At 54.4% G+C, this 25437-nt stretch carries 25 protein-coding genes; 8 read left to right on the top strand and 17 right to left on the bottom strand.

What is annotated here, in order from left to right:
* Window positions 1-3 precede the first annotated feature (3 nt).
* Window positions 4-984, top strand: a complete 981-nt coding sequence (locus DHV10_RS18980) for a GDP-L-fucose synthase family protein (protein WP_109487968.1) — start codon at window positions 4-6, stop codon at window positions 982-984.
* A 196-nt stretch (window positions 985-1180) separates the two neighbouring features.
* Here the strand turns inward: DHV10_RS18980 and DHV10_RS18985 are convergent, their stop codons facing one another.
* The 12 genes from DHV10_RS18985 to DHV10_RS19045 form a co-directional block, all read right to left on the bottom strand.
* Complete coding sequence (locus DHV10_RS18985; RefSeq protein ID WP_109487969.1) at window positions 1181-2104, bottom strand: glycosyltransferase family 2 protein; 924 nt, start codon at window positions 2102-2104, stop codon at window positions 1181-1183.
* A 248-nt stretch (window positions 2105-2352) separates the two neighbouring features.
* Window positions 2353-3504 (bottom strand): glycosyltransferase, encoded by a 1152-nt coding sequence (locus tag DHV10_RS18990; protein ID WP_109487970.1) that lies wholly within the window; start codon window positions 3502-3504, stop codon window positions 2353-2355.
* Window positions 3505-3629: 125 nt separating this feature from the next.
* On the bottom strand, window positions 3630-4889 hold the full coding sequence (locus DHV10_RS28040; RefSeq protein WP_109487971.1) for a glycosyltransferase family 4 protein: 1260 nt from the start codon (window positions 4887-4889) through the stop codon (window positions 3630-3632).
* Window positions 4886-5344 carry a GNAT family N-acetyltransferase gene (locus DHV10_RS19000; RefSeq protein WP_162601676.1) on the bottom strand — a complete coding sequence of 153 codons (459 nt, stop codon included), beginning with the start codon at window positions 5342-5344 and terminating at the stop codon, window positions 4886-4888. Before DHV10_RS19000 ends, DHV10_RS28040 begins: the two co-directional genes overlap by 4 nt.
* Before the next feature lie 17 nt (window positions 5345-5361).
* Window positions 5362-6498: a DegT/DnrJ/EryC1/StrS family aminotransferase gene (locus DHV10_RS19005; RefSeq protein ID WP_109487973.1), complete on the bottom strand. Its 1137-nt coding sequence runs from the start codon at window positions 6496-6498 to the stop codon at window positions 5362-5364.
* Between the two features lie 120 nt (window positions 6499-6618).
* Window positions 6619-8064: an oligosaccharide flippase family protein gene (locus DHV10_RS19010; protein WP_162601677.1), complete on the bottom strand. Its 1446-nt coding sequence runs from the start codon at window positions 8062-8064 to the stop codon at window positions 6619-6621.
* Between the two features lie 172 nt (window positions 8065-8236).
* Window positions 8237-9625 (bottom strand): hypothetical protein, encoded by a 1389-nt coding sequence (locus DHV10_RS19015; RefSeq protein ID WP_109487975.1) that lies wholly within the window; start codon window positions 9623-9625, stop codon window positions 8237-8239.
* Between the two features lie 44 nt (window positions 9626-9669).
* Window positions 9670-11874, bottom strand: coding sequence for a GumC family protein (locus tag DHV10_RS19020; protein WP_109487976.1), 2205 nt, complete (start codon window positions 11872-11874; stop codon window positions 9670-9672).
* A gap of 64 nt (window positions 11875-11938) precedes the next feature.
* The gene (locus tag DHV10_RS19025; protein WP_204101469.1) at window positions 11939-12646 is read right to left on the bottom strand and encodes an acyltransferase; all 708 of its coding nucleotides are present in this window, start codon (window positions 12644-12646) and stop codon (window positions 11939-11941) included.
* Window positions 12643-13461: a glycosyltransferase family 2 protein gene (locus DHV10_RS19030; protein ID WP_109487977.1), complete on the bottom strand. Its 819-nt coding sequence runs from the start codon at window positions 13459-13461 to the stop codon at window positions 12643-12645. The genes DHV10_RS19025 and DHV10_RS19030 overlap by 4 nt, the downstream gene beginning before the upstream one ends.
* A gap of 48 nt (window positions 13462-13509) precedes the next feature.
* Window positions 13510-14490 (bottom strand): SLBB domain-containing protein, encoded by a 981-nt coding sequence (locus DHV10_RS19035; RefSeq protein WP_109487978.1) that lies wholly within the window; start codon window positions 14488-14490, stop codon window positions 13510-13512.
* A gap of 2239 nt (window positions 14491-16729) precedes the next feature.
* Window positions 16730-16975: a hypothetical protein gene (locus DHV10_RS19045; RefSeq protein ID WP_162601679.1), complete on the bottom strand. Its 246-nt coding sequence runs from the start codon at window positions 16973-16975 to the stop codon at window positions 16730-16732.
* A 139-nt stretch (window positions 16976-17114) separates the two neighbouring features.
* Here DHV10_RS19045 and DHV10_RS19050 point away from each other — a divergent pair, with 139 nt between their 5' ends.
* The 5 genes from DHV10_RS19050 to DHV10_RS28355 are packed head-to-tail and all read left to right on the top strand — an operon-like array spanning window position 17115 to window position 19973.
* A complete protein-coding gene (locus DHV10_RS19050) occupies window positions 17115-17807 on the top strand; it encodes a hypothetical protein (RefSeq protein WP_109487981.1) in 693 nt (230 codons plus the stop codon).
* Window positions 17804-18241 (top strand): hypothetical protein, encoded by a 438-nt coding sequence (locus DHV10_RS19055; protein ID WP_109487982.1) that lies wholly within the window; start codon window positions 17804-17806, stop codon window positions 18239-18241. Before DHV10_RS19050 ends, DHV10_RS19055 begins: the two co-directional genes overlap by 4 nt.
* Complete coding sequence (locus DHV10_RS19060) at window positions 18238-19038, top strand: PD-(D/E)XK nuclease family protein (RefSeq protein ID WP_109487983.1); 801 nt, start codon at window positions 18238-18240, stop codon at window positions 19036-19038. Before DHV10_RS19055 ends, DHV10_RS19060 begins: the two co-directional genes overlap by 4 nt.
* A 10-nt stretch (window positions 19039-19048) precedes the next feature.
* The gene (locus tag DHV10_RS27825) at window positions 19049-19894 is read left to right on the top strand and encodes a hypothetical protein (protein WP_239461931.1); all 846 of its coding nucleotides are present in this window, start codon (window positions 19049-19051) and stop codon (window positions 19892-19894) included.
* Complete coding sequence (locus DHV10_RS28355) at window positions 19887-19973, top strand: HNH endonuclease (protein ID WP_420818754.1); 87 nt, start codon at window positions 19887-19889, stop codon at window positions 19971-19973. Before DHV10_RS27825 ends, DHV10_RS28355 begins: the two co-directional genes overlap by 8 nt.
* A 23-nt stretch (window positions 19974-19996) precedes the next feature.
* Here DHV10_RS28355 and DHV10_RS19070 read toward each other — a convergent pair whose 3' ends face one another.
* Window positions 19997-21349, bottom strand: coding sequence for an AAA family ATPase (locus DHV10_RS19070; protein WP_109487985.1), 1353 nt, complete (start codon window positions 21347-21349; stop codon window positions 19997-19999).
* Between the two features lie 44 nt (window positions 21350-21393).
* Window positions 21394-21597: a hypothetical protein gene (locus tag DHV10_RS19075; RefSeq protein ID WP_109487986.1), complete on the bottom strand. Its 204-nt coding sequence runs from the start codon at window positions 21595-21597 to the stop codon at window positions 21394-21396.
* Window positions 21598-22345: 748 nt separating this feature from the next.
* On the opposite strand from DHV10_RS19075, the gene DHV10_RS19080 reads away from it, so the two are divergent.
* Window positions 22346-22675 (top strand): hypothetical protein, encoded by a 330-nt coding sequence (locus DHV10_RS19080; RefSeq protein WP_109487987.1) that lies wholly within the window; start codon window positions 22346-22348, stop codon window positions 22673-22675.
* Between the two features lie 210 nt (window positions 22676-22885).
* Window positions 22886-24022: a hypothetical protein gene (locus DHV10_RS19085; RefSeq protein ID WP_109487988.1), complete on the top strand. Its 1137-nt coding sequence runs from the start codon at window positions 22886-22888 to the stop codon at window positions 24020-24022.
* Between the two features lie 81 nt (window positions 24023-24103).
* Here the strand turns inward: DHV10_RS19085 and DHV10_RS19090 are convergent, their stop codons facing one another.
* The 3 genes from DHV10_RS19090 to DHV10_RS19100 are packed head-to-tail and all read right to left on the bottom strand — an operon-like array spanning window position 24104 to window position 25373.
* A complete protein-coding gene (locus DHV10_RS19090; protein WP_109487989.1) occupies window positions 24104-24550 on the bottom strand; it encodes a hypothetical protein in 447 nt (148 codons plus the stop codon).
* Window positions 24551-24567: 17 nt separating this feature from the next.
* On the bottom strand, window positions 24568-24831 hold the full coding sequence (locus DHV10_RS19095; RefSeq protein WP_109487990.1) for a hypothetical protein: 264 nt from the start codon (window positions 24829-24831) through the stop codon (window positions 24568-24570).
* Window positions 24828-25373: an RNA polymerase sigma factor gene (locus tag DHV10_RS19100; RefSeq protein ID WP_109487991.1), complete on the bottom strand. Its 546-nt coding sequence runs from the start codon at window positions 25371-25373 to the stop codon at window positions 24828-24830. The genes DHV10_RS19095 and DHV10_RS19100 overlap by 4 nt, the downstream gene beginning before the upstream one ends.
* Window positions 25374-25437 lie beyond the last annotated feature (64 nt).

The following is a 25437-nucleotide window of genomic DNA, read 5'->3' on the forward strand; positions in this document are numbered from 1 at the left end:
GCAATGGAGAAGAGCAGCCGCATCTACGTTGCGGGGCATCGAGGGCTGGTAGGATCTGCGATTTTACGTGCGCTGGAACGTGCAGGGTACGAAAACCTAGTTCTGCGCACGCATGCAGAACTAGAGCTGGTCGACCGAGCCGCGGTCAGAGAATTCTGCGAGCGAGAGAAGCCGGAGTATGTGTTTCTAGCCGCCGCGAGGGTAGGCGGAATTCTGGCCAACGATAAATATCCGGCAGATTTCATTCGGGAGAACCTGGAGATCCAGACAAACATTATCGATGCGAGCTATCGCAGCGGAGTGAAAAGATTGCTTTTCTTGGGGTCCAGTTGCATATACCCGAAGCTTGCACCACAACCGATCAAAGAAGAGTACCTGCTTACTGGGCCCTTGGAGAGCACGAATCGTGCCTATGCTCTGGCAAAAATCGCCGGGATTGAGATGTGCTGGTCATACAACAAGCAATACGGGACGAAGTACCTCGCCGTCATGCCGACGAATTTGTATGGACCTTACGATAACTTCGACCTAAACGGATCACACGTGCTTCCCGCGCTCCTTCGAAAAACCATTGAGGCGAAAGCAGCTGGCGAGAAAAAGATCATTGTATGGGGCACTGGTCGACCACGCCGTGAATTTCTTTATAGCGATGATCTGGCTGACGCTTGCCTTCATCTGCTGGAACTCCCGGAAGAAAAGTATGACGGACTGCTAAGGGTAGACGAACCTCCACTGCTCAATATCGGATCCGGTGTGGATCTTACGATCAGGGAACTCGCGCAATTGATTGCACGAGTAGTAGAGTTGGATTGCGAACTAGTCTTTGACGCCAGCATGCAAGATGGAACACCTCAGAAGCTGCTGGATGTGAGCAGGATGTGCGCACTTGGCTGGAAGCCCCAAGTGAGCCTTGAAGAGGGTATTCGACGCACCAAGTCCTTCTTCCAATCTCAGTTCCGCAGCGTTCTCAGGGAGTCCGTCTAGCTTTGCCGAGCTGATCAGAGTGTACCCGCGTTCCCCTGCGTGATCCGATCCCGTGATTAAGACGTCCTTCCTCCCAAGAGCAACAGCTCTGAGCTCCCGTTCGGCGGCGCCGTTCTCGGTCTCGATCATGCCGATCGTAGGGCCCGGACCTTTGCGTAGCTGGAAGGCAAGGCGGACGCTTACTGTTAAACGTGGGTCAATTCAGATGCTGATGGGAGAGCCGCTCGATGATTGAGAGCCATTCGTCCTTCGATTTGGCCATTCTTACAGCTTCTTCAAGTTCTCTCAGTTTGGAGCCTACAAGAAAGCGGTACCAGAATGCCTGAAGAACGTGGTATGTGAGCCCATCCCTACCGTCCAAAAAACCAAGTCGCAGGATATAGCGATATAAGAAATACAGGACGGACGAGATCTCAAACGGGACTCGGTCATAAACCGATTCTTTGAGAATTCGCTTGACCTTTGCTTGCTGAGATGTGACCCCAGCGACGAGAGATCTCTGGGAATCGAGAAGGTACAACCGTCGACTGAGAACCTGGAGCGCCTCCCGGCTCGCATACACATTGTGCTTCGCCGTAAAAAATGTGAGGTCATTCAGATTATGATCTGCAAATCCACCTTTGAAGCCCACTGCGCTGCCCTCAGTGAGGTAGATGTGCTCGTCCATCCAGCGATCTTCCACCCGAGCTTTACCTCTTCTCCAAATTCGCAGCAACGTCAACGGATATCTTCCCCCATGCCGAATAAATTTGCCTCGAAAGATGGTCTTTCGATTCAGATTTATTCCGGTTACGTGTTCGGGTAAGTTCGGCAGCCTTTTCCTGATCTCGTCCGCCAAGTCGGGTTCGACTACCTCATCGGCATCGAGTTTCATTACCCACTGCGCCGTGATAGGAGCATTCTCAAGGGCCCACTGAAACTGCTGAGCGTGGCTCTGGAAGGGATGCAGTATCACCTGAGCTCCACCGACTTTGGCTAGCTCAGCCGTGTTGTCCGTCGAAAATGAATCGATGACGAAGATTTCTCTTGCAAATCCCTTGATATGGTCGAGAGCGCGAGGAAGATGAACGGATTCGTTAAGTGTCAAAATAACTACTGCGATATCGACGCTTTCATTCATGACTATGAATCAAAACCGTCCCTCATGCTCGTGAGAGTCCTGCAGGTTTAGCGATCACCGTTTCGAATCCTGACCTGTGGCATACCGCTGCGATCTGGAGGAGCTCGGAAACATTCGATCAGGCAGAGTTTTGGGCTCAAGTGTAAACATACCACAGTGAGATGATTGTAATTCTACTCAGCTCTGCTGATGGCGCAATCTCGAGGATCAAGCACATGAGGGCGTGAGAAGGCAATCGAGTCAGAGACTTATCTGAATCCGATGGTTCGCATGAAGTCCCGAGAAGCGGTCTCCACATCAAAGAATTTTAAGAATCCCGCTCGAGCAGCCGAGCCCATTGATCTTCGCTGTTCATCGTCGAGACTGCAGAAACGCTCGATCAGTTCAATAGTACCCACTTCGGTGTCCGGTGCCGTGAAACCCCCTTCGCTCCACTCAACCTCCTGCCAGATATTGACTGCCCGGCTGATCAGAACCGGCGTTGAACATGCCATCGCCTCCGCGACGGCAATCCCAAAATTTTCTTGGTGCGAAGGCAAGATCATCGCCTGAGCTGCACGCAGTGCTCCCCATTTGCGGTCCCCCTTCAGCATGCCGAGCCAGTGTATCCGGTGTGAGACCCCGAGCGTTTCTGCCATTGACTGCAACTGCTGCGTCCAACCAACCTGGTCGGGCCCAGCCACAGCCAACTGCAGGTCAGGTAGGGATCCCTTCAAAGCCCTTTGGAAAGCATGGATCAAAATGTCACAGCCCTTTTTAGGGTGAATCCTGCCGAGAAACAGCAAGAATGGCTTTTCGCTCAGAACGGGAAAGTCTTGGTAAAATGCACCAAGTTCTTCTCCGGCTTCTCCGGGAGGGCCTCCTGATCCATATCGGACCACTCTCTCTTTATATGTGTGGCCACGGAACACTCCGCGCGCACGTAGACGTTCCTCCTCGCTGGTAAACAGTACGGCTTGCGCCTCGTGCAGAACCCGGCCTTCTAGCAGCCACCAGTACACCTGCTTGGCGATGTGCTTGAGCGGAGACTCCTGGCTGAACCACGGATCCATCATTCCATGAGGGTAGATGTAGAAGGGAGTAGATCCTCCCCTGAGGCCTTTCCAAGCGCCTACAGAAGAGTAGTTCCAGAGGCCATGCAAAACGACTGCGTCATATCGGCCTGCGTTCTCCCTCACCCACGATTTCAGGCGCGGATTGAAGCCGTAACCCCCAAGTCCGTTCCCCACGCCAATCACAGGGAAAGGATAGTCTCTCAGTACTACTGCTTCCCTTGCTTCAAGGCAGACGAGTTCAACCTCGTGCCCAGCCCGAAGAAGGTATTCGGAGGTGCGCAGCAGTCCCTCCACAGGGCCGCCCGTCTCCAAACTTGAGCTATGAATTACGCGAAGTAATCTCATATAACAATCCGCAGAAGCTTCCTCAGCTTAAGTGTCAGAGTTCCCGCCGCGCTAGTAGTTTCTGCGCGCACCCCCCAAGGGAGTAGCCGGGTTCTCAGTAGCACGCGAGTGCAGTTTCACCATAGTCAAATCAAGCTTGTTCTTGCGGCCAGAATAGAGTGATCCTCTGGAGTCATGTTGCGGTTCCCAAGTTGCCGATAGTACGCTCGAAAAGTTGTCGCTGTTGCTTTCCAACTGAACTGCGCTACCTTGGCGCGAGCCAAGGCCACTAGGTTGGTGCGCAATGATTCATCTGTCCAGAGTCGCTCGATAGCGTCCGCCATTTCTTCTACGTTGTCCGGATCGAAGATGAGTGCAGCATCGCCGGCCTGCTGCGGCAACGAAGTAACATTAGAGCACGCCGCTGGTGCCCCCGCTAAGAATGCCTCCCAGAGCGGAAAACTTGCAGCTTCAAACTTCGTAGGAACCAAAACACACCTACAGCTCGCATACAGGCATTTCAACTCGAGTGGTGAAACGAACCCCAAGAACCTTACCTGTGATTCAAGCTTCAAATCGTGAATTACCTTTTCGATACTGGGAAAGAAACTGTTCTTGAATCCGGACGAAACGAATGGAATCCGGAGCCCGCGCCGGTCGCGAAGCCAAGCTAAGGACTTTAGCAAAGCAGTATGATTCTTATGCGGCCATGTCTGTGCAGGGTAAAATGCGAATGCGGGAGGAAGAGAGAAGCGGGTCTGCGTATCTCGAATTTCGAGAGCAGTTGGCACCGCATATGCACTGGACGCAGGAGCAAGTGGTACCACCTTCACCTTTTCATCCGAGATCCCATACTGGTGTACTACGTCTTGCTTGCACCACGTTGAAGAGACAGCGACCAGTTTGGCCCGGTTCGACAGGGTTCTCTGATAGACGCGCGACGCTAAGCGCTGGCGGCGGCTGAAATATCGAGGGAGATGTAGGTACTGAAGATCGTGTGGATGGTAGATGCTGGGTATATCCGTTATGAACCCGAGTTGCAGTGTCATGTGCATTACGTCTATTTGAGCGCGCTCGATAGTCCCATCAGAGACCGGAACCGTAACTGTGACATCGCCCAGAGCGGGACTAACCCAGTCCCAAACTAGACGAACGGATCGGATCGAAGCAATAGAACGCTTCAGATTTTGGCTCTCGGGCCTTCTCGTTTCCAAGAGCCGACATCGACCTCCAAGGAAGGGTGTAAGCCATGACGAAGACTCTCTGTCTACGAGAAAGTGGTACTCTTCATCACCGTCGCACAGAGATGAAAGCCCGGCCGCCATTCCGATGACAAACTGCTCAAGCCCGCCCGATTTTCCCGGGTTTACTCGTGCATCTAGGCAAACTCTGAGAGGCCGTGTCATAGGGTTAAGAATCCGATCAGCTGCTCTCCGTCCGTGTCTTGGAACTTGTAGCCGAGCGCCTTATAAAGTTCAATGGCGGACGTGTTCCTCTTGTGAACCTTGAGCCTGATTCTGCTCGCGCCGTTGAAACGGGCCGCAACATGCAGCATCGTGATCATCGCCCTTCCGATTCCGATCCCTCGCCATCTCTTAGCAACCGCGATTCCGAGGCTTGGCGTATCGAATCCTTCATCCCAGCCGCGAAGCATCCCATAGGCTATCACAAGTTTGCCGACAGTTAGCGCGTAGTACAAATCCATACCCGCGTAGCTCGCAATCGTCGCGGCATGTTCTCTCGTCAAAGGATGGGGATGGAAGAACTCTTCATCTGCCCCTTCGCTCAAATCGACAAAGAACTCAGCGAGTGCATGGTGCATGCCGTCTTCTATATGACGAAACTCAAGTGCCGGAACCAATCTAGCCTCTGGTCCCGTCATCTTCGGCCTGACCTGATAATCTTGCAAATCCGCTCGATATGGGTATCGTCGAGATTAGTGAACGTAGGTAAGTTCATCCCCGTACTCGAAAGATGATCGGTAACAGGCAAGAACTCCCCACGTACTCTTGAACTCTCTCGAAATGGCGGAAGGCGATGGAGTGAGAGGAAGAACGGACGCGTCTCGATCTGCTGTTCGTCGAGAAGGGTCATCAACTCATCTCGCGACCTTCCATAGGCTTGCGCATCAACTGTGATACAAAACAGCCACGGAGATGTCCGAGCCCAATTTGCGATCGGTTGAAAGTGAATGCCATCAATGCCCTGCAATAATTCCGTGTAACGGCTGAACACTCTCTGCCGACTCTCCAGAATGTGCGTTTTTCTTTCCAATTGCGCGCAGAGAATCGCGCATGCCACGTTTGTGAGTCGGAAGTTATATCCTGTGACCGGGAAATAGTATCGTCTCTCAGGGTCCATTCCTTGTCCCCTCAGGGTTCTAAGCCTCAACTCGAGCTGCGAATCATCAAGGGTAAGTGCTCCTCCCTCGCCACATGTAATCATCTTGTTGCCGTAGAAGGAGAAAGTAGCGATCTTTGCCAAGCTCCCTACGGGGCGCCCTTTGTAGGTTGCGAGGTGAGCTTCCGCGGCATCTTCAACTACCCACAGGCCATGAACTGCAGCCACATGATTGATCGAATCCATATCAGCCGGATGTCCGTACAGGTGGACCGCAATGATGCCTTTAGTGCGGCGACTGATGCTCGCCTCCAGAAGCTTTGGATCAATACACCAGGTATCCGGGTCTACATCCACGAAAACGGGCTCAGCACCAACATACCGAACGGCGTTCGCTGTCGCGATGTATGTAAGAGAAGGGACGAGCACCTCATCCCCAGGACGCACGTCCAGCGCTAGAAGAGCAAGGTGCAGTGCTACAGTACCATTGCATGCAGCGATCGCGCATTTTGCTCCACAAAGTATTGCAAATTCCTCTTCAAATCGGGAGATGAATTTACCTGTGGACGATATCCACGAACTTCGTATCGCCTCGACTACGTACCTCTCTTCGCTTCCCGATAGATCAGCTGATGCCACTGGTATATAGGGCGGCGTCTCTGAACCTCCAGTCATTCAACATCCTCCTTTTCTAAGTAGCGTTTCCATGTTCAGTTACGTGAAATCATAGTGAGGATTTGCTGTCTCGCCTATGTTCAATTCAGTTCCACCTCTAACGAGATGAGTGTTTGTCTCTCAGTTGCATGAGGCGGCCAGTTCCTTGAGCGTTCGCTGAGTCACCCACGTAAGGGGCAATACTCCGACAAGTGCCAGCGAAATCACTGTGCCCAAGACCGCGCCGATAATTCCATAGTGCTTCACCAAGAGGATGGATAGGGCGAGATTAAGGGCCGCCATCGAAATCGCAGCTATGACCTGCACTCGGAACTTGCCGATTCCGTTCAGTAAAAACGTCACGGGCTGAAGATAGGCAAAGAGGACGCACTGAACGCCAAACGTGGTCAACAAGGGCGTTGAGGCCGTCATCTGTCGTCCCACCCAGATCCGGAGAATTGACTTCCCAAAGAAAATGATCGCCAAAGTGGCTAAAAGAGTTCCGGCTGTTCCAATACAGGTGACGCGAAGAAACGTCTTTCGAATCCAATTTGAATCGCGCCGCGCAAACGCGTCGGCATAGGCAGGCCACATAGCTCCGGAAAGCATGACGAGCAGCGATGTGACAACATTGAACAACTTTGCAGGGACGGCATAATCTGCGACAGATTTTGGCCCCAGAATTTGTGCAATCACTATGTTATCCGTCTGCAAGCCAACAGTGTAGGCTAGTTGGAGCAGAAAGAACATCATACCGGTGCGGAATAGCCTTAGAGCTGGTCCCTTGGAGAACGCCCTTGTTGCCGGTGCAAGCTGTGGATGCAACCGACCAAACAGATCCAGAGCGTTAATGATAGATGCCAGAACTGCCGGGCCGGAAAGGCATGCGACGAGCAATGGCAGGCCTGCCCTCATCTCGATCGCAACCATAAGAGCGACTAGAGAAGCTATGGACCCGACTGAAGTCCAAATGCTGTTGACGTAAGATTCCTGCAGGCCGGTGTGAATGCCTCGCACCGTCCCTAACGGGAGATTCAGTGCGAAGCAAACAAAGAATGCCAGGAACGCTGGTCCTGCCTCGCTGGTCGCCAGAGCGCTTCGGACGTTGAAGATGCGGCTTGCATTGATAAATGGATAAGTGCAGAACACCAGGATTAGAAGAACGGCGGCCATCGTGCTAAGCATCCAGAATGCGCTCGCAGAGGCTTGCTTCGCCGATGCGATATCATTATGCCCCACAGCATCTGCGATCTGGTTTACAAGTCCGTTGCTCATACCAAGATCAGCAAATGTGAACATCATCACGATGGACGTAATCGTCATCCACATCCCGTACCGTTCCGCACCAAGATATTGGAAGGTGAGGCGTACCGTGAGCAGTGAGGTGCCGATTGAGATCGCCTTACCCGCAAGGGAGGCGAGGCCTGAAAGGGCAGCACGCCGATAGCGTTCGTGGGAGCGACCCTCTGCAGACGCCAATGACGCGGGCCGGTATCGCAAAATAGAAATCGCTCTGCTGAACATTCTGTTCTCGAATCGCGGGCTTATGTTCGTTTCTGCATTGTGGTCAGTGGCGAATTTGAGCAAACAAAACAAAGCTCTTGCATTCGTCCCAGTTCAGGATGCAACTCCGGTCGAGCTTGACCCATATGCATGGTAATTCGGTTGTTGGTGCCTCTGATCACTCTAGAAATCAGACCATTGATAGGCAATAGGGGATGAATGCGGCCAACCCAAAATGCCTGGGCTGCTCATACACCTAAGGTGATTTCAGGATATTTTCTGAATAACGGTTCAACCGTCTCCTAGGATTTTTGATCCGCGGAAGAGTTGTGCCGACCAAGCTTGGGGCAGAGTGAAGCAGATCACAGACGAACACGATGGCGAGGGAATCCAATATCCGCGCATTGAGACCGAAAGGAGAGAAAAAGATGTTCCAGAGTGCATCTAATAGCAAAAATGCATACAGAGGAGCAGAGGCTGAGCGCTCCAAAGCGATCTGAAATATTCCTCTACACACAATTCCGATAACATAGAACCAAAACACAGCTCCGAGAATGCCTGCCCATACCCACGCTCCCATCAAGTGCGAGTGAGTTGGGATGAGATCTGTTCTCAGTTCATCTGTGGCCGTGGGATCCGAAACGCCACTTCTCACCTGGATATCAAACAACATCTCCACATAATTCGAATTTTTCGGCCAGGATCCATACCCGACGATCGGACTCTGCATCACCGCGACGGAAGAGACAAGAATCTCGGGTCTGCCTCCAAGTAACAACGATCCTCCCTTTCTTTGAGATTTGTTCTTGGCAGCAGCGTCTTCGCTGAGCAGTCCTGAAGAGGTAATTGCATCGATGAGGCTACCAGCGAGCAAGACCGCGCAGAGTGCAAGCCCGAAGGACAGAATCAAGCGCATCTTGGCACCGGCGCGCGAGAGGAAGCGTAGCCTGCCAACCCTCTCTGGTATCAACGGAAACACAAGTGCTATCAATAGGAGAAGCTGGCCTACCTCATGCCGGTAATTCTCAATCAGGTTGATACTTGCGACAAAGAGGATCAGCAAAGCCGAGATGATGTACAGCCTTCGCTCGTAGAAATAGCAACTTACCAGGAGTACCAAATTGACAACGCCAAATGCATAGCCAAACTTCCAGGGATCATCCTGAGCGAGTTCAGAAGGACGAGCTATGGTGACCACGATCGAGCCGATTGCCGCTCCTGCGACAAAGATGAGTTTGCGTCGATCATTTCCACTGAGAATGACGATGAGGCCGAGCAGATCTAGTCCAAAAAAGATGATGGCAGCGTCACCACGTGCCCAATCAATGAACTGGGAATGACGGTAGAGGTCGGAAATGACCTGTCCAAACAGCCAAAGCGCGAGAAGAGAGTAGACGATCTTGAATTGCGGGCTCCTTAATCTTCTGCCCCGCATAGCGACTATGATGGGCAACAAAGTCAAGAGAATGATTTCGGAGACGGGCAGGTCGCCAATAAACTTGACTGTGAGCGTTGAAGTCAGCCCGATCGCGAGCGTGACGAGATCCGCCAAGTTCGAGACGATGCCGCGACTGAGCAGCCCAGTCAATAGATCTCTGCGGGGCGCGCGATTTACGTTCTGGCGGTAAATCAGGCTATTGTTCATCGATGGCTGCGCTTCTGATACCTTTGTGCGATTTGGGGTGTGAATCAAGCGCGCTCGTTCGGGTCGCGCTCGCCGTAGTACTGGTAATACTTGCTTCCGTAATATTCCGTGTAATCGGGAGAAGCCAGGTCGACTGCATTGATCGCGACCCCAAGCAGGTGGGCTCCGGCACGTTCTAGCATCTCGGCTCCCCGAAGCACGACCTGTTTTCGGGTCATATCATAGCGGACAATTAGGATCGTCGCGTCCGCCAGACGGGCGAGCAGGGAAGCATCCGTTACGGCCAGAACAGGAGGTGTATCGACGATGACAATGTCATATTCCTCTCGAGCCCTTGAAAGTAGGCTCTGCATCTCTCTCGAGCCAAGTAGTTCAGATGGAAGTGGCGGAACTGGGCCTGAGGGCAGTATGTGGAGATTTGGAAGAGGGGGCCAATCAACTATAGCTTCCTCGAAACGGGCCTTGCCGGAGAGAACGGAGGAGAGGCCCACTGCTTTCGATATTCTGAACCGAAGGTGCACGGACGGGCGGCGCAAGTCGGCATCCAGGAGGAGCACTTTTGAGCCGTTCAAGGCGAACGTGATCGCTGCGAGGCTCGCGACCGAACTCTTGCCCTCCGCGGGCCTGGTACTCACGATCAAGATGACCTTGGGAGCAGATCCCGGACTTGAAAGGAGGATCGAGGTCCGCATGCCGCGGAGGGCCTCTGCGATTCTCGACCAGGATGATACTCCTTTCGATGCTGCGTGGTCTCTGAAACTCTCCGCCAAGAGATGTTCGGAATCGACCCGCGGGATTGCGGCAATAAGCGGCAGATTGAGGTTCTGCTCAACGTCTGTTATGGTCTTGAGGTTTGTGTCCATTACCTCAAGCAGGATCGCGAGACAGAGACCGATGAAAAAGCCTCCTCCGAGGCCCAGAGCAACATTGAACCTTTTCCTGGGCCAGCTCGGCGCAACGGGAGTATCGGCATTATCCACTATGTGAACAGCGGTCGAATGGAGCCCCGACACAATACCGGCCTCCTGCAGACGTTGCTGCAGACCGTCATAAAGGAGACGATTTGTCTCATAGTCCTGCTTCGCAAGCTCGTACTGCATTGCCTTCTGGCCAACTCCGAACACTTGTTGCTCCTGCTGCTCGAGCGCTGCACGAAGCTGCTTCTCATGGTTCTGGGAAGCTTCGAACTCTTTTTGGAAGCGTGTGACCTGCGCTTTCTCCTCGCTGGCAAGTGCGGTCTGCAACTGGTTCATTTGAGCGTTCAAGGTCTTGACTCTGGGATACTCAGGACCATAAGTTTGGATCAGGGAATTGTATTCTGCTTGGGCTTGAACCAACCTCTGCTTTACCGCTTGCAGGGCCGGGTCGGCATTCCCTAAGGCTGCGTCGATCACATCCGGCGACGAAGACCTCATCTGCTGGAGTCGAGATTCCTTTAGCAACCGATCCACTTCAGCGTCGGCGTACTGCTTGTTCAATTCCTCTAAATTGGCAGAAATAATGCTGTGCGATTGATCGATTCCATAAACACCGATGTCTCGCTGCAAATCAAGAATTCTTTTTTGGCTATTCTCCAGATTAGTTTTGATACTGTTCAACTTCGAATCAAGCCAGCCGGATACTTTGACGGTGGCAGCGTAGTTGTCACGAAACGAATGCTCGATGTAACGATCGACAAGCGTATTGGCAATCAAGCTCGCCAGTTCTGGACTCTTTGATGTAACCGCAATGTCAATGATGCTAGTGTGGCCGAGCCGGGACACCTGAATTTGCCCCAAGAATACCGATACGAGAACGTGACGATAATACGCTTTGGAAAGATCCCAAGGATGCCCATTCTCCAGAGGCAGGAAATCGGGATTGGACTCCAGATGCAACGCTCGGATCGTTTCGAACGCAAGATCTCTACTTCGCAAGATCTCAATTTCAGTATCGAGGCGTTCGCTTGTGTCGACGGAAGCTGCTATATCTGGCACTTGCTCCAGGCGAAATTGGGAGGACATGTCCTGCGCTCTGATCTCAATACTTGCCTGCGCTGTGTACAGTTTGCGTTGAAAGTGGTTCGTTGCAATCGCTGCTATGAATCCGAGAGCCACCACCCCAAGGATGACCCAACCCCGCTTTTTCAGAAATCTTAGGAGAGCCTGGATCGGATCGTCGTCAACTCCAAGCGCATTGCCCGGAAAGGAAGATGGATCTCTATTCGTAGATGAGAAAGTGTCAGATATTTGCCTAGGTTCCTGTTGCACGGACTATACATCCTCGTCTTTGTTTGCCTGAAGCGTGGCGAACTTGGGAATGCCAATCGCTTTTTTAATGGACGAATCCAGTGGAGCGCGTGAAGTACCCCATTTTCGTCGATAGCGGTTTGACGGGCTTGGCAGGATTGCCCGCATAAAGCACGTACGACTCAGAATATTGTTTGTTTAGCAGCGAACATGCGCCTAGGACGGAGTAGTCGGGCAATGCACATCCTCCAAGAAGTACGCACGCAGTGCCCACAAAGCAGTACTCACCTATGACTATCGGTTTAGAAGTCTGACGAGACTGATGCAAATCGATGCTGTGGGTCAGAATCTGTGAACGAGTGCCCGCAACCGTAGTGAAGTTCCCAATACGGACGCTGTTTGTGCAGTCCAGCATGTGCCTATTGGTGACTGCCGAATGTGCGCCAAGGATCAACTCAGGTCTCCTACCCACGTCAGCCTTGAAGAAGCTTTCGTCGTCCATCGGGAATCCCGTTATCCAATTCAGATTGCCAATAATCGCTTCGACTCCCATTTGTATTCGCCATAACCCTTTGGACACCGTCAAGTGTCCAATAGAGGAGTGGGCACCCATTTCGAGCTGCTCCGGAAAGACGAACGAGAAGCCGATGCGAGCAGTGGGATGTAGTTTGTAGCGAAATATCTTGATCAGCACAATTCGTCGAAGCGACCAGGGCAGGAATACGATCAGTATCGCAAACAGGTTTTTCATTGGCTCGTAGGCATGTTCGATATGCGAATTGGAGTTGATCATAACTGAATATCATCGATGGACCGCCCAAAGACCGGGCCTCGAAGTACTCTCTCGATCGTATCGCGAGGATTCGACAAATGTTTCCAGAATTGAAACACTCGGTTCAGAGTTCGATCCCATCTGTTTGGATCACGGTTCATCAGTTCTCTGAAGTTCCTCTTCTGCACCAAGTTTCTCCCCTCCTGCAATCGTTTGGAGGCAGTGACGCTGTCACGATGAAGCCGGTAGCCACTCCAGATTTGATTACAGCGCCCGAACTTGCAACCGGCTCTTGCCATATCGAAGAAAAGTTCTCCGTCCCAAGTTGCCCGATTCGCTGAGTTAAAGCCCCCCGCTCTTTCAAATGCCGAACGTCTGAAAAAAGTCGACGGCTGGATTAATACCGCGCCTCCATAGACATACTTATAAGGGGTGAAACGATCTGAATACACGACTCTATAAACGCGGTCGTCAGGTCCAATTACGTTTGCATTCCCCGAAACAACATCTATTTTCGGGTGCTGAGATAAATAGTGTTTTGCCGCCGACACGGCGCCCGGGTAAAGGATGTCATCAGAATTGAGGAAAGCGAAGACCTCACCTGTAGCGGTTGTGAACCCTTTATTTAGCCCATCTGCTGGACCGTTATCGGGCTCAAAAATCGCTCTATGGAGATGCGATCGGTAGCCATCAATGATCGCTCTGCTGCCGTCCGTAGATCCGGGATCGACGATGATGTATTCGATATCGCAGGACTCTTGTTGAAGGACGGATTCGATCGTTCGTGTCAAAAACTTTGCCTGATTGAACGAAATAGTAACGATGCTGATCTTCATGCCGCTCCGTAGAGGTCGAGGAGATAATCAAGGGCTGCGAGTTGCGGTCTACGGGTGATAGACGTATAGAAGCGATGGAGTAATGGCAAGAGCAAAAGAGGCGGCGTTTTTCAGCACCGATTTGATTGGGCTGGGAGAGACATAGATTATGTCATCTTCGCGGATGATCGGGTCAGAAGCACGCGCGGTCAGCACTCTTTTCACATCAATTTGTTCCACCGCTTTCGTGCCGTCCGGAAACGCACGTACGAGATACGTTTTGTTCGTCGCAGCATTCGGAGCAATTCCGCCCGCTAGCGCCATTACTTCAGATAAGGTCACATTTGGCGAACCGCAGAGGGAGTAAGCCCCTGGCTTGACAACATTTCCGCCGACATACGCAATTCCGCAAGCCCGAACAAGCACCCTATCGCCCGGGTGCACCACTCTGTCGAAGTTCTCGGTGTTGTGCATGGTCGGATCCCAGGTAACAAACTCTTTTTTACCCGGGTTGAGATCATTCGTGATCTCAATCACGCGACCGGTATTTGCGGTCAATCCTCCAGCGGTGGCCAGCATGTCGGAAAGTTGATGCTTGCCGGGCGGTGGATATACACCAGGGCTGTGCACCTCGCCCAGTACGGTGATCCCGGTGTTCGCGGAATCAACGGTCACCGTGACCTCCGGGTCAATCATCAGTTTTCGGTCCCTCAAGATCTTCGTCAGTTCATTTGCAGCTGCTGCGCTGTTAAGGCCAGCGATATGAAATGACCCAAGAATCGGGTACGGGACGTAACCGTTCTCAGAAACCCTTGTGACCAATGAAAAGTCCGGAGCGTCGAACACATTGATATGAACCATCTCTCCGGGCGTGATTGGCCCTTCAGAGAGCCCTCCTATAGAGGCGCTGGATGAGGATATGGCGTTGGGTGATGCTCCACCACCCTGCGCCATAGGCATCAGCGCTGGACGCTGTTCCTGTCCATGTAAGAGGACAGACTGCAGAACCAGAATTCCAGAAATGAGAAGTACCGTGTTCCTGAGGTTCATTTTCCTTCTTTGAGTCGAGTCCAAAAATCAGAGGAATGCTCGGCTCGTTCGAATGTTGAGCGATTCTCAATTCCGCATGAGCGTACCAAGCGGCGTCTGGAAGCGCAATGACCGCACCTTGTCGCACAGCTTTTCAGCGAGGGAGCATGAAACTCCGGCGTTCAGAAAAGTACCTGCGAAATAAAGACCTCGGGCTCGGTTTCGAGTGTCCTCAGCAGGAGGAATCTTACGGCCGTTGAGAACGAGACAGGACGGCTTTTTTAAACTTGCGCTCCGCTCAATATATCAAAGAAATGCTGTAAGGATCACTCCGACCCAGGGGTAATTTGGGTTTGTAAGATGCCAAGAGGGTGCTATTTCAGCACACTTTAAACAAAAAGGGATCAGCGGCGCGGCCCGGGGCACCTCTGTAAGTTGGGGCTAGGCACTGCCCATTGAAGCGGATGCTGGGTTGAATCAGCCAAGACCGCGCCAGTAGTTGGTCTCCGGGGCAGGTCAACCTCGTCCGGTTCCCTCTACCCATACGTCTGGACTGCATGCGCTAAGATGCTCCCAAGTGGGGCATTTTGGTGCTGCAAACAGCACACCGGCCAAAATTCTTGTCTATCTGAGGATGGTTGCCGCCCAGTTGGTTCTGCTGGCTTTTCGGAATGATACCGAATCCGAACTTTCGGATTGAAAGTTGGATTCTTACGGTACCTGCCTACTCTTTGCGACACCCGACTCCTTTGGGATCGGCCGCCCGTGCAACATATCCGCTGGTCTGTGTGTGGCCTTGATCAGCCTCCCTCGCCGTGTAAAGGTCATAGACCACTCCATCGGATGCGGGCGTGCCGCGATGTCATCGAACGTGATCACTTCCCGACCCGCCGCATTGTTCAGCTGAATAGCGATCGTCGCCCCTAGCGAGGGTACCGGCTTCTGCGCAGTTGGCCAAGCGTCCGAAGGGGAGATCTCAGGCTGAGCACCAGATAGAGCGGCATAGCAAAGCGCGTTGCCAAGCCAATCGCGGTTGGCCACTGAGCCCTCCTCTTCTCTAATGTGATTGAACGCGGAGATCGTGATGGCATTGATCGGAGCGGGAGAGAAAAGGGAATAGCCTCGTTTCAGAAGCGGTATGACACGCACTTTGCCCCCAGTGCGAGGGACCGATGCTGTGAATGCACTTCGGTCACTCGTTGCCTGGTTCCGGCTGAATTGCAAAAACAGGTGGTTGGGGAAGCTTGAACAATCGATTTTGCGATACCTCCAACCGCCACCTCCGCCGTACTCTAATCCGGCGGATCTAGCTAACTCAGTTATGGCTGACTCTGCGTTGTCCACCAGTAGCCGATCCTGTGGCGATAGCGCGTCAAACATACCGATTCTGACGCTGTATGAACCGTCCCGTACAACCGTATCCGCAGCGAAGGGCATTGGCTGCACAGGAGCAGGGACAATCCTCCCTTTCCCCGAAAACTCGCCTGATGCGACCTGGCAGGAGGCGGATATAGAACAGCAGACCACAAGGGCAATGAAAATCGGAGGGAGATGGCCAAAACGCGTTCTAAACCGCGACATGTCGATCAAGAATATCACTGCTGCAGGCTCACTTAGGTGCCCTAGTTTGCGGATCTTAATCACCTAGGCCATGTGTAGATGTGTTCTATTCGACGCTCCCGAGGTCAAATCCTACGAAGTGACGGTGGCAGCCTATAGTGCCATTAGGTTGCTGCGGCAATCGGCCACGGTACGCCAGCGATGATGGGATCGATAAGCAGCGACCAGAAGAACTTCACTCTTGCGCCCCTTTCGTGCGGCGCGCGATCTAGGAGACGCGGCATTCGAAAGGCCCCACGGCTTTCTGCTGCCGCATTAATTCTCCTCTGCGGCAACCCCGACTCCCCAGGCCCGCGTTCGTTTTCTCGACGGATTAGTACCGAGACTTCCGACCAGAAGACAACTCAGGCTCGGCGCCATTCCGGCGATCCGCCGAATGTTCGGCTCGGAAGCTGCGAAGCCCTCGCAGGTGTACTCGTTCGCATAACCCCGTTTGCCAATCCCTTCGCTCTCTCAACTTGCAACCGCAGGACTTGACCTTCGGCTTAAGCTGGCCCGAGAGCCTTGTCGCGAGAAGAGCCGGCCCGAGTTTTGGGAAGACACCGCTGAAGACGGTCATCTCATAAATGTCAGGTTGCTTGTCGAATGGAAGAGATCGCACATCAGGCGTATCGCACAACTTAGCCAGAAGGCGGGCCCGCTAGGCTTCTTTAACCCTTGCCCTCTGCTTGGCAACCAATCGTTGGATGTACCGGGCCCCGTCCTTTTTCAACCCCTCAACGCCTTCGTACAGGAACATCTCACAAATCTGAGAGAGAGCCCTCTGTTCATCGTTGGCTATGCGTTCCAGTTCCCGTTTGAGGTTTGGAGCAACGCGAAAGGCAATAAATTCAGTCTTGGCCACACCAGAAATATAGATGCTGACGTAATCGACGCGCAATATCATTTGACAATGATTACGATGTTATCTATGTTATCTATTAATCACAGAGGATTCCATGAAAGCTCCTTCAAGCGCTTCTGGCGCCAATCCGGCTTCAAGGAGGAAGCGGTTGCTCCGGGAAAATCTTCGAATTGCCAGAAAAATGGCGCTCTTCTCCTTCCGAGCCACCGACCTTCTCACCTTGATGACAAACGAATTTGAGTTCTCTCTGAAAGCCGGGGAACTCCAGGTCATCGACGGCAACTGGTACGTAACCCACATCGGACTCTTGCGCCTCGCGCGTCGGAAGAGATGCCGGGGCATACAGGTTGAAGCCGTCGACTCGCTATGCGATTCGTCAGCAAATCGGTTCGTCTTGAAGGCAACGGTATTCCCGTCAAAGGATTCATCGGGCTTTGTGGGCTACGGCGACGCCGATCCCTCCAATGTTTCCTCGGTGGTTCGCGGCGCTGAGATGCGCGTGGCCGAGACTCGAGCGGTAAATCGGGCACTGCGCAAGGCGTACGGTATCGGTGTCTGCTCGGTCGAGGAGATCGGAGCAACTCCGAATGGGAGTGAGAAGTTTCCTCCACAAAACTCAAACGGGAACGGGCATCATGCCGGGGCCAAGGTCCGCGACCGGTTGTGCCAGATCATCCGCCAGCACAAGCTCGACCCCGAACTGGTCAAGGCCTACGCGGTCGACTTCTGCGGTACGAAGTCGCTCAAAGAAGCCAATCGGGAACAGGTCGAGAACTTTGTCCAGCAATTGGCCGACTCCGCGGCAAAAGACCGCAGCGCGCTGCTCTGTCAGCTGAATAGTTACGCGCAACCGCGCGAGGACGGTGCCGCATGAAACGCAAGATCTCCGGTTTGGCTGAGACGGCTCGCGATACTGATCCCCAGATTCCCGATGGTGTCTATCTTGTACGAGTCGCGGGCGCCCGATTCCGCTGGCATGCCCAAAAGGCGTTTTATATTCTTCGTTTTTCCATACTGGAGCCCCTCACGATGGCCGATCATCCCATTGTCGGACGGCTCTACTGCACTGAGAAAGCAATGTGGAAACTGGGCTGGTTCCTCCGGGACTTTCTCTACGACCCGGAACTGCTGGCGCACGAACAGATCGATGAGAAGGCGTTAGTTGGACTTGGCGGCGTGATCAAGATAAGCCACACCGTAGTTAACGGGATCTCGCTGACCGACTTAGAGGGCTTTGCCCCGGCGAGCGAGTGGGAAGAGCTGGGCGCAAATCCGTTATCGAGTTCGAACCTCGAGGCAGTCTCATGACGTACTCCTATACCCAGATAAGCCAATATCTGAGCTGCCCGCGTCGCTACCGGCATCGCTACCTCGACGGTTGGCAAGAGAAGGACACCCGTGCTGCCATGCTCTTCGGTCGAGCCTTCGAACAGGCCATTGCGGCTCTGTTTCGTCAGGAAGATCCAGCAGTCGTTTTGTACGAGCAGTGGAGCCAGTCGAAGGATGCGGGCCTGAGCTACTCCGCGAACGATACCTGGGACGGCATGTTGCAGCAAGGCATTCAGTTGCTCGAGCGCTTTGTTCAGGACGGCCGGGTTCGGATTCCGCATCCTCGTCTCGATCAGCAAGTCCAGTTCCGGCGGGTGCTCGGCCCCGGAAATGACTTCGTCGCCTACGTCGACGCGATCGGTGAGCTCGATGGCACGAGATGTGTTCTCGAATGGAAGACCAGTTCAGCGCGGTATCCGGAAGAGCCGGCCGGCATCTGCTCGCTCGATCCGCAGCTGGTCTGCTACTCGTGGATGACCGGGATCAACGAAGTCGCTCAGGTCGTCTTCGTGCGCAAGCGGCAGGTGGAGGTTCAGTACCTGAGAGCCACGATCTCTGAACAACATCAGCGGGAGTTTGCAAGCCTTGTCCAGAACACCGTCCTGCGGATCGAGTCCGGACTGTTCTTGCCGCACAGTGGGATCCGCTTTCCGCAAAATCCGTGCACAACCTGCCCCTTCATCGGGCTTTGCCTCGACCAGTCCGAGCTGGTCGAAACCGCACTGGTGCATAAACCTGGAGTGGACCTTGGTATGTTTGACGAACTTGCTTTCTAAGCCGATGCCGATGACGCCCAAACTCAATCCGAAGCGTGCGCTCTTTGTCCTGACCAAGATTGACGAAATCCTTGCCTGGGAGAAGCAGAAAGAACAGGAGCACGACACGCGTTTCGTGGATCTGGGTAGGTATCTTTGCGAGGTCCGTGCGGGACAGTATTGGAGGCTCGAGAACTTGGGGTCTTTCGATGAATTCCTGCAAAGACGCTTTCCCGATTCCCGCCGCACCGCCTACTACCTAATGTCCATTCACGAACAACTGCCGCCCCACGTTCGGAAGGACTTGAAACAAGTCGGCTGGACGAAGGCTGCAGAACTAACGAAGGTTGCGCGCTCGGATGGAAAGCACTTCGATTGTGCAGCATGGATGCACAAGGCTCGCACGCTGCCGCGAGATCAATTCAAGCGTCAGGTTGATCAGCACCTCACCGGCAAGGCCAGCGAGCCGACCGAAATCATCTACTTCAAGTTCTACAAAAGCCAGGTTCCGGTCATTGAGCAGGCTATTGAGACGGCGGCTTTGATGCTCGGTTCGGACAAATCCCGCGGTTATTGTCTGGAGATGATCTGCGCGGATTTCCTTGCGGGTGCGAACCTCGAAGGCGGAGATCCCGATGTGCTTCTGCTCTCCATGTTCCGGTTCTTCCGGTTCTTGCGCGGCGAACAGCGGCAGGCATTTATTGAACAGATTACGGAGAATGCGCATGAACCCGATTCCGCTGAAGAATCCACGCCTCCGCCTCGATCCCCAAGCGTACGAAGACCTGCGCCACCGAGTGTTGCGCCGGGACAGGTGGAGGTGCCAGAGTTGCGGCGCGCTCTCGCATCTCGAGGTACATCATCGGGAGCTGCGTAGCCACTCTGGAGATGACGCCGAGGAAAACCTCATCACGTTGTGTCATGAATGCCACGCTAGGATGCACGGGAGAGCCTGATGAGACAGATCTGTCTTCGAGCCTCACGCCGCTTCTTCATCTTCAGAGGCTTCGGGTGTGAAGCCTGCGCGGTTACTGTGGGCGGAGCTGTGGACCATCGTCTCGCGCAACACGTCAAGAGCGCGGAGGAGATCGGCTCCTTCAATTTCGTTGTTGCGCTCGTCGGCGAACTGCGCTGAGAGCACCACGGCTTCCCGCAATTGGGCGAACGAGAACCCCTTCGAATTTGCGACAGCGTCACCGAGAGCCTGGTAATCAAGGCTGAGGTTCATTTTCAGGAAGAACTGTTCTCTCAGACTGCGGTGCGGGTTGCCGAAGCGAACTACTCTGTCAAAGCGGCCGGGGCGTCGCAGAATCGCCGGATCGAGAGCGGCAGGCTCGTTCGCGGTCGCCACAACAACCAGACCCTCGCCTGTGGCAACGCCATCAAGCGCATTGAGCAGAGACTGCAGGCTGATCGGGCATTTCGACTCGCCGGTACGTGGGAAGGCGCGATCGAGATCTTCGAAGATGACGAGTGCGGGGCGCTGGCTGAGAGCGTCTTCAAAGAGTTCTTGCAGATCGGCATCGGTCACGTGCGGCACGAACAGACTCATCGTAAAGGCGCTCAGGCCACGGCTCGTCATCATGGCTCTAATCGCCGTCGACTTGCCATTGCCGGGTGGCCCGTGTAGGAGGTAACCGCGGCGGAAGGGCAGATGCCGTTCGCGGAAGAAGGCCTCTCTGCCCCAGAAACTCTCGAAGTCTTTCTGCAACAACGAGCGCACGGATTCGTTAAGGACAAGGTCCTCCCAATCGCAAGGGATGATCTTGCGCGGCTCGGAACGAAGGGGAGTCAGGGTAGGAGTGGTGTCGCGTGCATCGAGCAGCTCTAACAATCGGATTACGTGTTCGAGCGAGCGTCTGCTGACGATCAGCAGCCTGGCCTCGGTTTCGGCATTGGCATCGGGGCCGGGCTGATAGAAGAGGTTGAGTGCCACGATCGGATCGGGTATCGAACGAAGGGAGAGACAGACAGGCACGTCTTGCCACTCTACTCGCGAGCGTACCGGTTTCGGGTCAGAGCCAAATACAGCGTCAAAGCGAAGCTGAGTTGGACGCTTGCTGTAGCCAAGCACTGGGGGCAATGCCGACGGAATCTGCGCGCCAACGAGAAACGTCTTCAGGCGTCGAGTGATTCTGGAAGCTCCCGCGCGGCTCTGCTCGACACCGAGAACGGTTTCGACAGCAATTTGGGCGACGTTATGCTTGATCTCAAGAATCACGGCATCGGACAGACGGCAGCCGATCTGCGACTCGATCCACGGGCCCCAGGCTTCGACGGCATCTCGAATGAGCGTGGGTCGAACAGCGAAATTGTGAAGTTGGTAGTTCATTGGATCGTCTCGCTTTCTTGATGAGTGGCGCTAAGCAGCATCCCCTAGTTGCGAAGCAGCAGGCCGGCATCATCGGTGTTCCTGCTCACCAGTTGGCCCTCGCCGTTGCGTGTGTTGCCAAACGTGCTGCTTGTACGTCCAAGAATCCTGCCGTCCCGGTCACGAGCGACGACGTCGCCGTTGTCAAACTGTGTCTCGTTGGCAATGATCTGGTTCTGGCCATCCCGGATGAATTGTGTCTTGAGCATTGAAAGATCTCTCCTGATCTACTCTTGGTCGGAACCAAGTTCAAAATGGAGTGAAGCCAAACATCGTTTGGATACCTCTCTCTTTCTCTCTCGCACGTCATTAAACCTGGAGAGGGGAAAAAGGAAGTCCTCTGCATGAATCTTTGGGTCTAAGCGCACCGAAATGGAGCCGAGCGAATCAGAAGCCGGCTGGGGGCGAAGGACGACTTGCGACCTCATCTAGTCATGAGCGACTGGACCTTGAATAGAAACCCCAACGACATACACGAAAGACAATTCGCGCTACTTCTCTGACCTCGTGTTCAAGGGGCGCTTTTGGGTTTTGGTGCCAGGGCAGGTCCCCCTTGCAGCAGCGTGTTTTGGGGCGGGCGATCCACCGAGACTGTATCCAATGCAAGGCAGTTGCCGGCCGGAGATCTCTTCGGAGCCTCCGGTGGTGAGGTGGAGAATCCCTCGACTACGTAGAAGGCGAGCTCTGCTCTCGCCTGGATTGCCCGCACAAGTCCCAAGGCCGCACCTGCGTCGATCAATTTAAGGATGGCCAGCCCTGGCCAGGCAAAAAAAATCGAGAAGTTAGGGGGGAAATTTCCGGTTTGCGGCGTATTTGCCACTGTGACGAGGTTATGAGACGACGGCTTACATCTGGCGCCTCACGGAACCGAGTCCCAAATCCGACTTTCCCGGTGAAGTACGAGAAACACTGTCCGGCGCTGGTGCAATCGGATATCTCAACACAAGGAGCCAATCAATGGCTAAGACCGTTTCAGAGAACTCCCGCGATCCTTTCAGCGATGCAGATCGCCTCATCGTATACGCGCCGCCCACCCCGGTGCCGTTCGATCCAGACAAGCAGAACGGGATCAAACTCCTTGCGGAGTGGATCGCAAAGCACGACGTGGATACTGACCTGACCACCTCGATCCGCGAACAGGAAACGCTGAGGGCGGCATACCGTATTCTGCGCCGTCTTGCTGGCCATCCTGAAGTGCCGGTGGTCTGCGTGCAAGCTCATGACGCCTCACAGAATATCCATCGGATCTTGTTTGAGCTTTGCGCCTCTCTCTCCTGGAGAGACTAACCCGTCGCCGTCTCAGGCGCAATTTACTGCACCTGGGGCGGTACGACCCGCTCTTGAAGTACTTCGGCCGCTACGATCTAGTGTTCGGCATCACCGACTACCTCCAACGAGCACGAAATTCTGTGTTCTTGCACAAACCAACTTCCAGGTTCCTATGCAGGAGAGGAAGTGCGCAGCGATAGGCCACTTCCTCCCCGCAAAGGAGGGACAATGCCCAGCATCCTCGATGAGAAGCTCTCCGCCCCGGTGCTCGCCACCGAGGACGCCACGCCAACGCCGGCCAAAGAACGCCCACGTGCGGCAAGCACGGCGGCTGAGATATTCAACTGGACCAAAGCGCTCCTCTTATCGCAAACACATCTGTCAGAAGAGGAAGCCGAGCTAGTCACCTTCTGGATGATGTCAACCTGGTCTCAAGACGCTCTCAAGGTGCTTCCTTGCCTGGTGATCAACGGCCCCGCCCACCAGGCAATGCGGGTCATGCAGGTGCTGAACAACCTCTGCTATGTGCCGGTGCTGGTACCAGGCTTTCGGCGCGGCGACCTTGAAGCACTTCGCTGCTGCATGACGTTTCTGATTCTCGAGCCGAGCTTGAGCAGGCGGACTGCCGATCTGCTAAGCGCTCTAACGGAGCCGTCGTCGCGGGTCGTGGCCGGCTCCAGTTTTCTTTATTGCTCCAGAGCCATCGCCGTCTACGCCGGCGAGGATCCGGAAACTCCTGAAATCTGGAACTGCCTCCACATTCACATGAGCAGGAGCAGTCGAAATTTCACCTCTCCCTCAACGACGGTACAGGCCATTATGGAGCGGCTGCCCGGCCATTTGAATGAGTATCGTGAGAGGAATCTGGAAGTTGTCAAGAACTCCGCCTGGAGACCTTCGGGCCTGCGTGCGGAGATTGAGGCGGTTGCTACCGAACTTGGCAGGTGCATCGTTGATGCGCCCGAGCTTCGGGAGAAACTGGTGACCTTGCTGAAGGCTCACGACGAACAGCGTCTCTCCGATCTTTCCAGCAGCACCGACGCCGTGCTGCTGGAGGCGGTCCTCGCGCTCATCCACAAGGGCAAATCCCAATCCTTCGCGCGTGAGATCGCCGAGGAGTTCAATCGCATGCAGAAAACCTACGGCGAGCGCCTCAGCTACACCCCGGAAAAAGTCGGCCATACCTTGAAGAAGCTTGGCCTCTTCACACGCCGGCTCGGAAGAGAAGGCAGAGGGCTCGTGATGGACCTTGCGACCATCAAGCGCGTCCATGAACTCGCGCGCATGCATGGAGGTGCAAGTCTAGATCTCAGCGAAGGAAGCCTGCACTGCCCGCAATGCAATGAAAGTGCAAGGATTATGTAGGTTATGCAGGTTATGCACGATTTCTGAAGTAGGCCCTGAGCCTATTCGATTGCGCTTTTCACTCTGCGCGCGGAGCCGCCTTTACGCGATTCCGAGTAGGCGGTTGACGAAGCCGACCACGTACTTCCATGCGAGATAGTAGGCAGTCATTCCGACGCCCAGGAACAGAGCGATCAGAGCGTAGGGTACGGTGACCGCGCTGAACCATGTTACCGACGCTGTTCCGAGGGTCAGTACGCCGCCATGAATGCCGATAGCTGCTCCGACCGGAATCATGAGGGGCGGGAGCAAGGCACCGTGCGCTCCAAGCGCAAGGTGGGTTCGCTCGCGTGAAAGCTGCCAGAGGATGTTCCAGAGGCCCCATAGGGCGGGAACAAGAGCCATCGGAAAGATGAGTCCGCGTTCGATGGGGAAGGAGACCTGCATGCCAACCCGAAGCACGAGGAAGGCTGTGAGCAGCAACGGCAGAACCAGCGTGGGAACGAGTGTTCCTGCCATGAAGGCCCGGAGGTAAGGATGGGTGTTCATTGTGATCCTCGCTTGCGTTAGAGGTAATAGAGGATGACCGGAATGGTGCGCGGAGCAATGGCCGCGAGAGCGAGCAGCGTGCCGCCAAGAGCCCAGTCGAACCAGGGCACGCGGGCGACACCCCGCGAGGCCTGTTCGTCCATGTGGCGGAGCATCGCGGGCCATAGATCTCGAGACAGTTCCGGTTCGGTGCCGACGGACGGCAAAGCATTCTTCAGGAGCTGACTGAGGCGATCTGTTGCCAGATCTCTGTTATTTGATTCCTGTTCTTTGTCATTCATGGCGTGATCCCCTGTTGAGTCAGGTCTTTCCGTAGTAAGCGAAGCGCGCGGAAGATCCGCAACTTCACTGCTCCAACCGAAATGCCCAGCGCCTCGGCGACTTCCTTGTGCGGCTGCTCTTCGACCACGCCGAGCAGTGCGGCAACTCGAAGTTTTGCCGGGAGCCGCGCGAAAGCCTGAACTGTCTTGGCCCGCAGCTCGGAGGTGATGGCCGGATCGCTGGCGGGTCGCGCCGGAACGATGTCCCATTGCTCGGGACATAACCCACTCTCCGGTTTCTGCCGGCGCAGCCAGTCGATCGCTGCATGAGTAGCGATGCGCCGTGCCCAGGGCTCAAACCCGCGTTCAGGATCAAAGCGAGCGTGAGCCTGATGCATGCGCCAGAAGGCTTCGATGGTGACGTCCTCGGCTGCCGAGAGATCACGCACGATGCGCAGCACCCAGCCCTGAACGGAACGCTGGTGCGTGCGGAACAGGGTCTCGAAGGCGTCGATATCGCCATGCCTGAACTTCGACAGGACGCTGCTGGCATCGTCCCGCATCCCTGGGGCTTTTCCTTTCTGATACTGATTGCGTAGCGCGTCGCGGAAAGGTTACACCCGCGGA

The organism is Occallatibacter savannae (assembly GCF_003131205.1).
In the GTDB taxonomy this organism is placed as follows: Bacteria; Acidobacteriota; Terriglobia; order Terriglobales; family Acidobacteriaceae; genus Telmatobacter; species Telmatobacter savannae.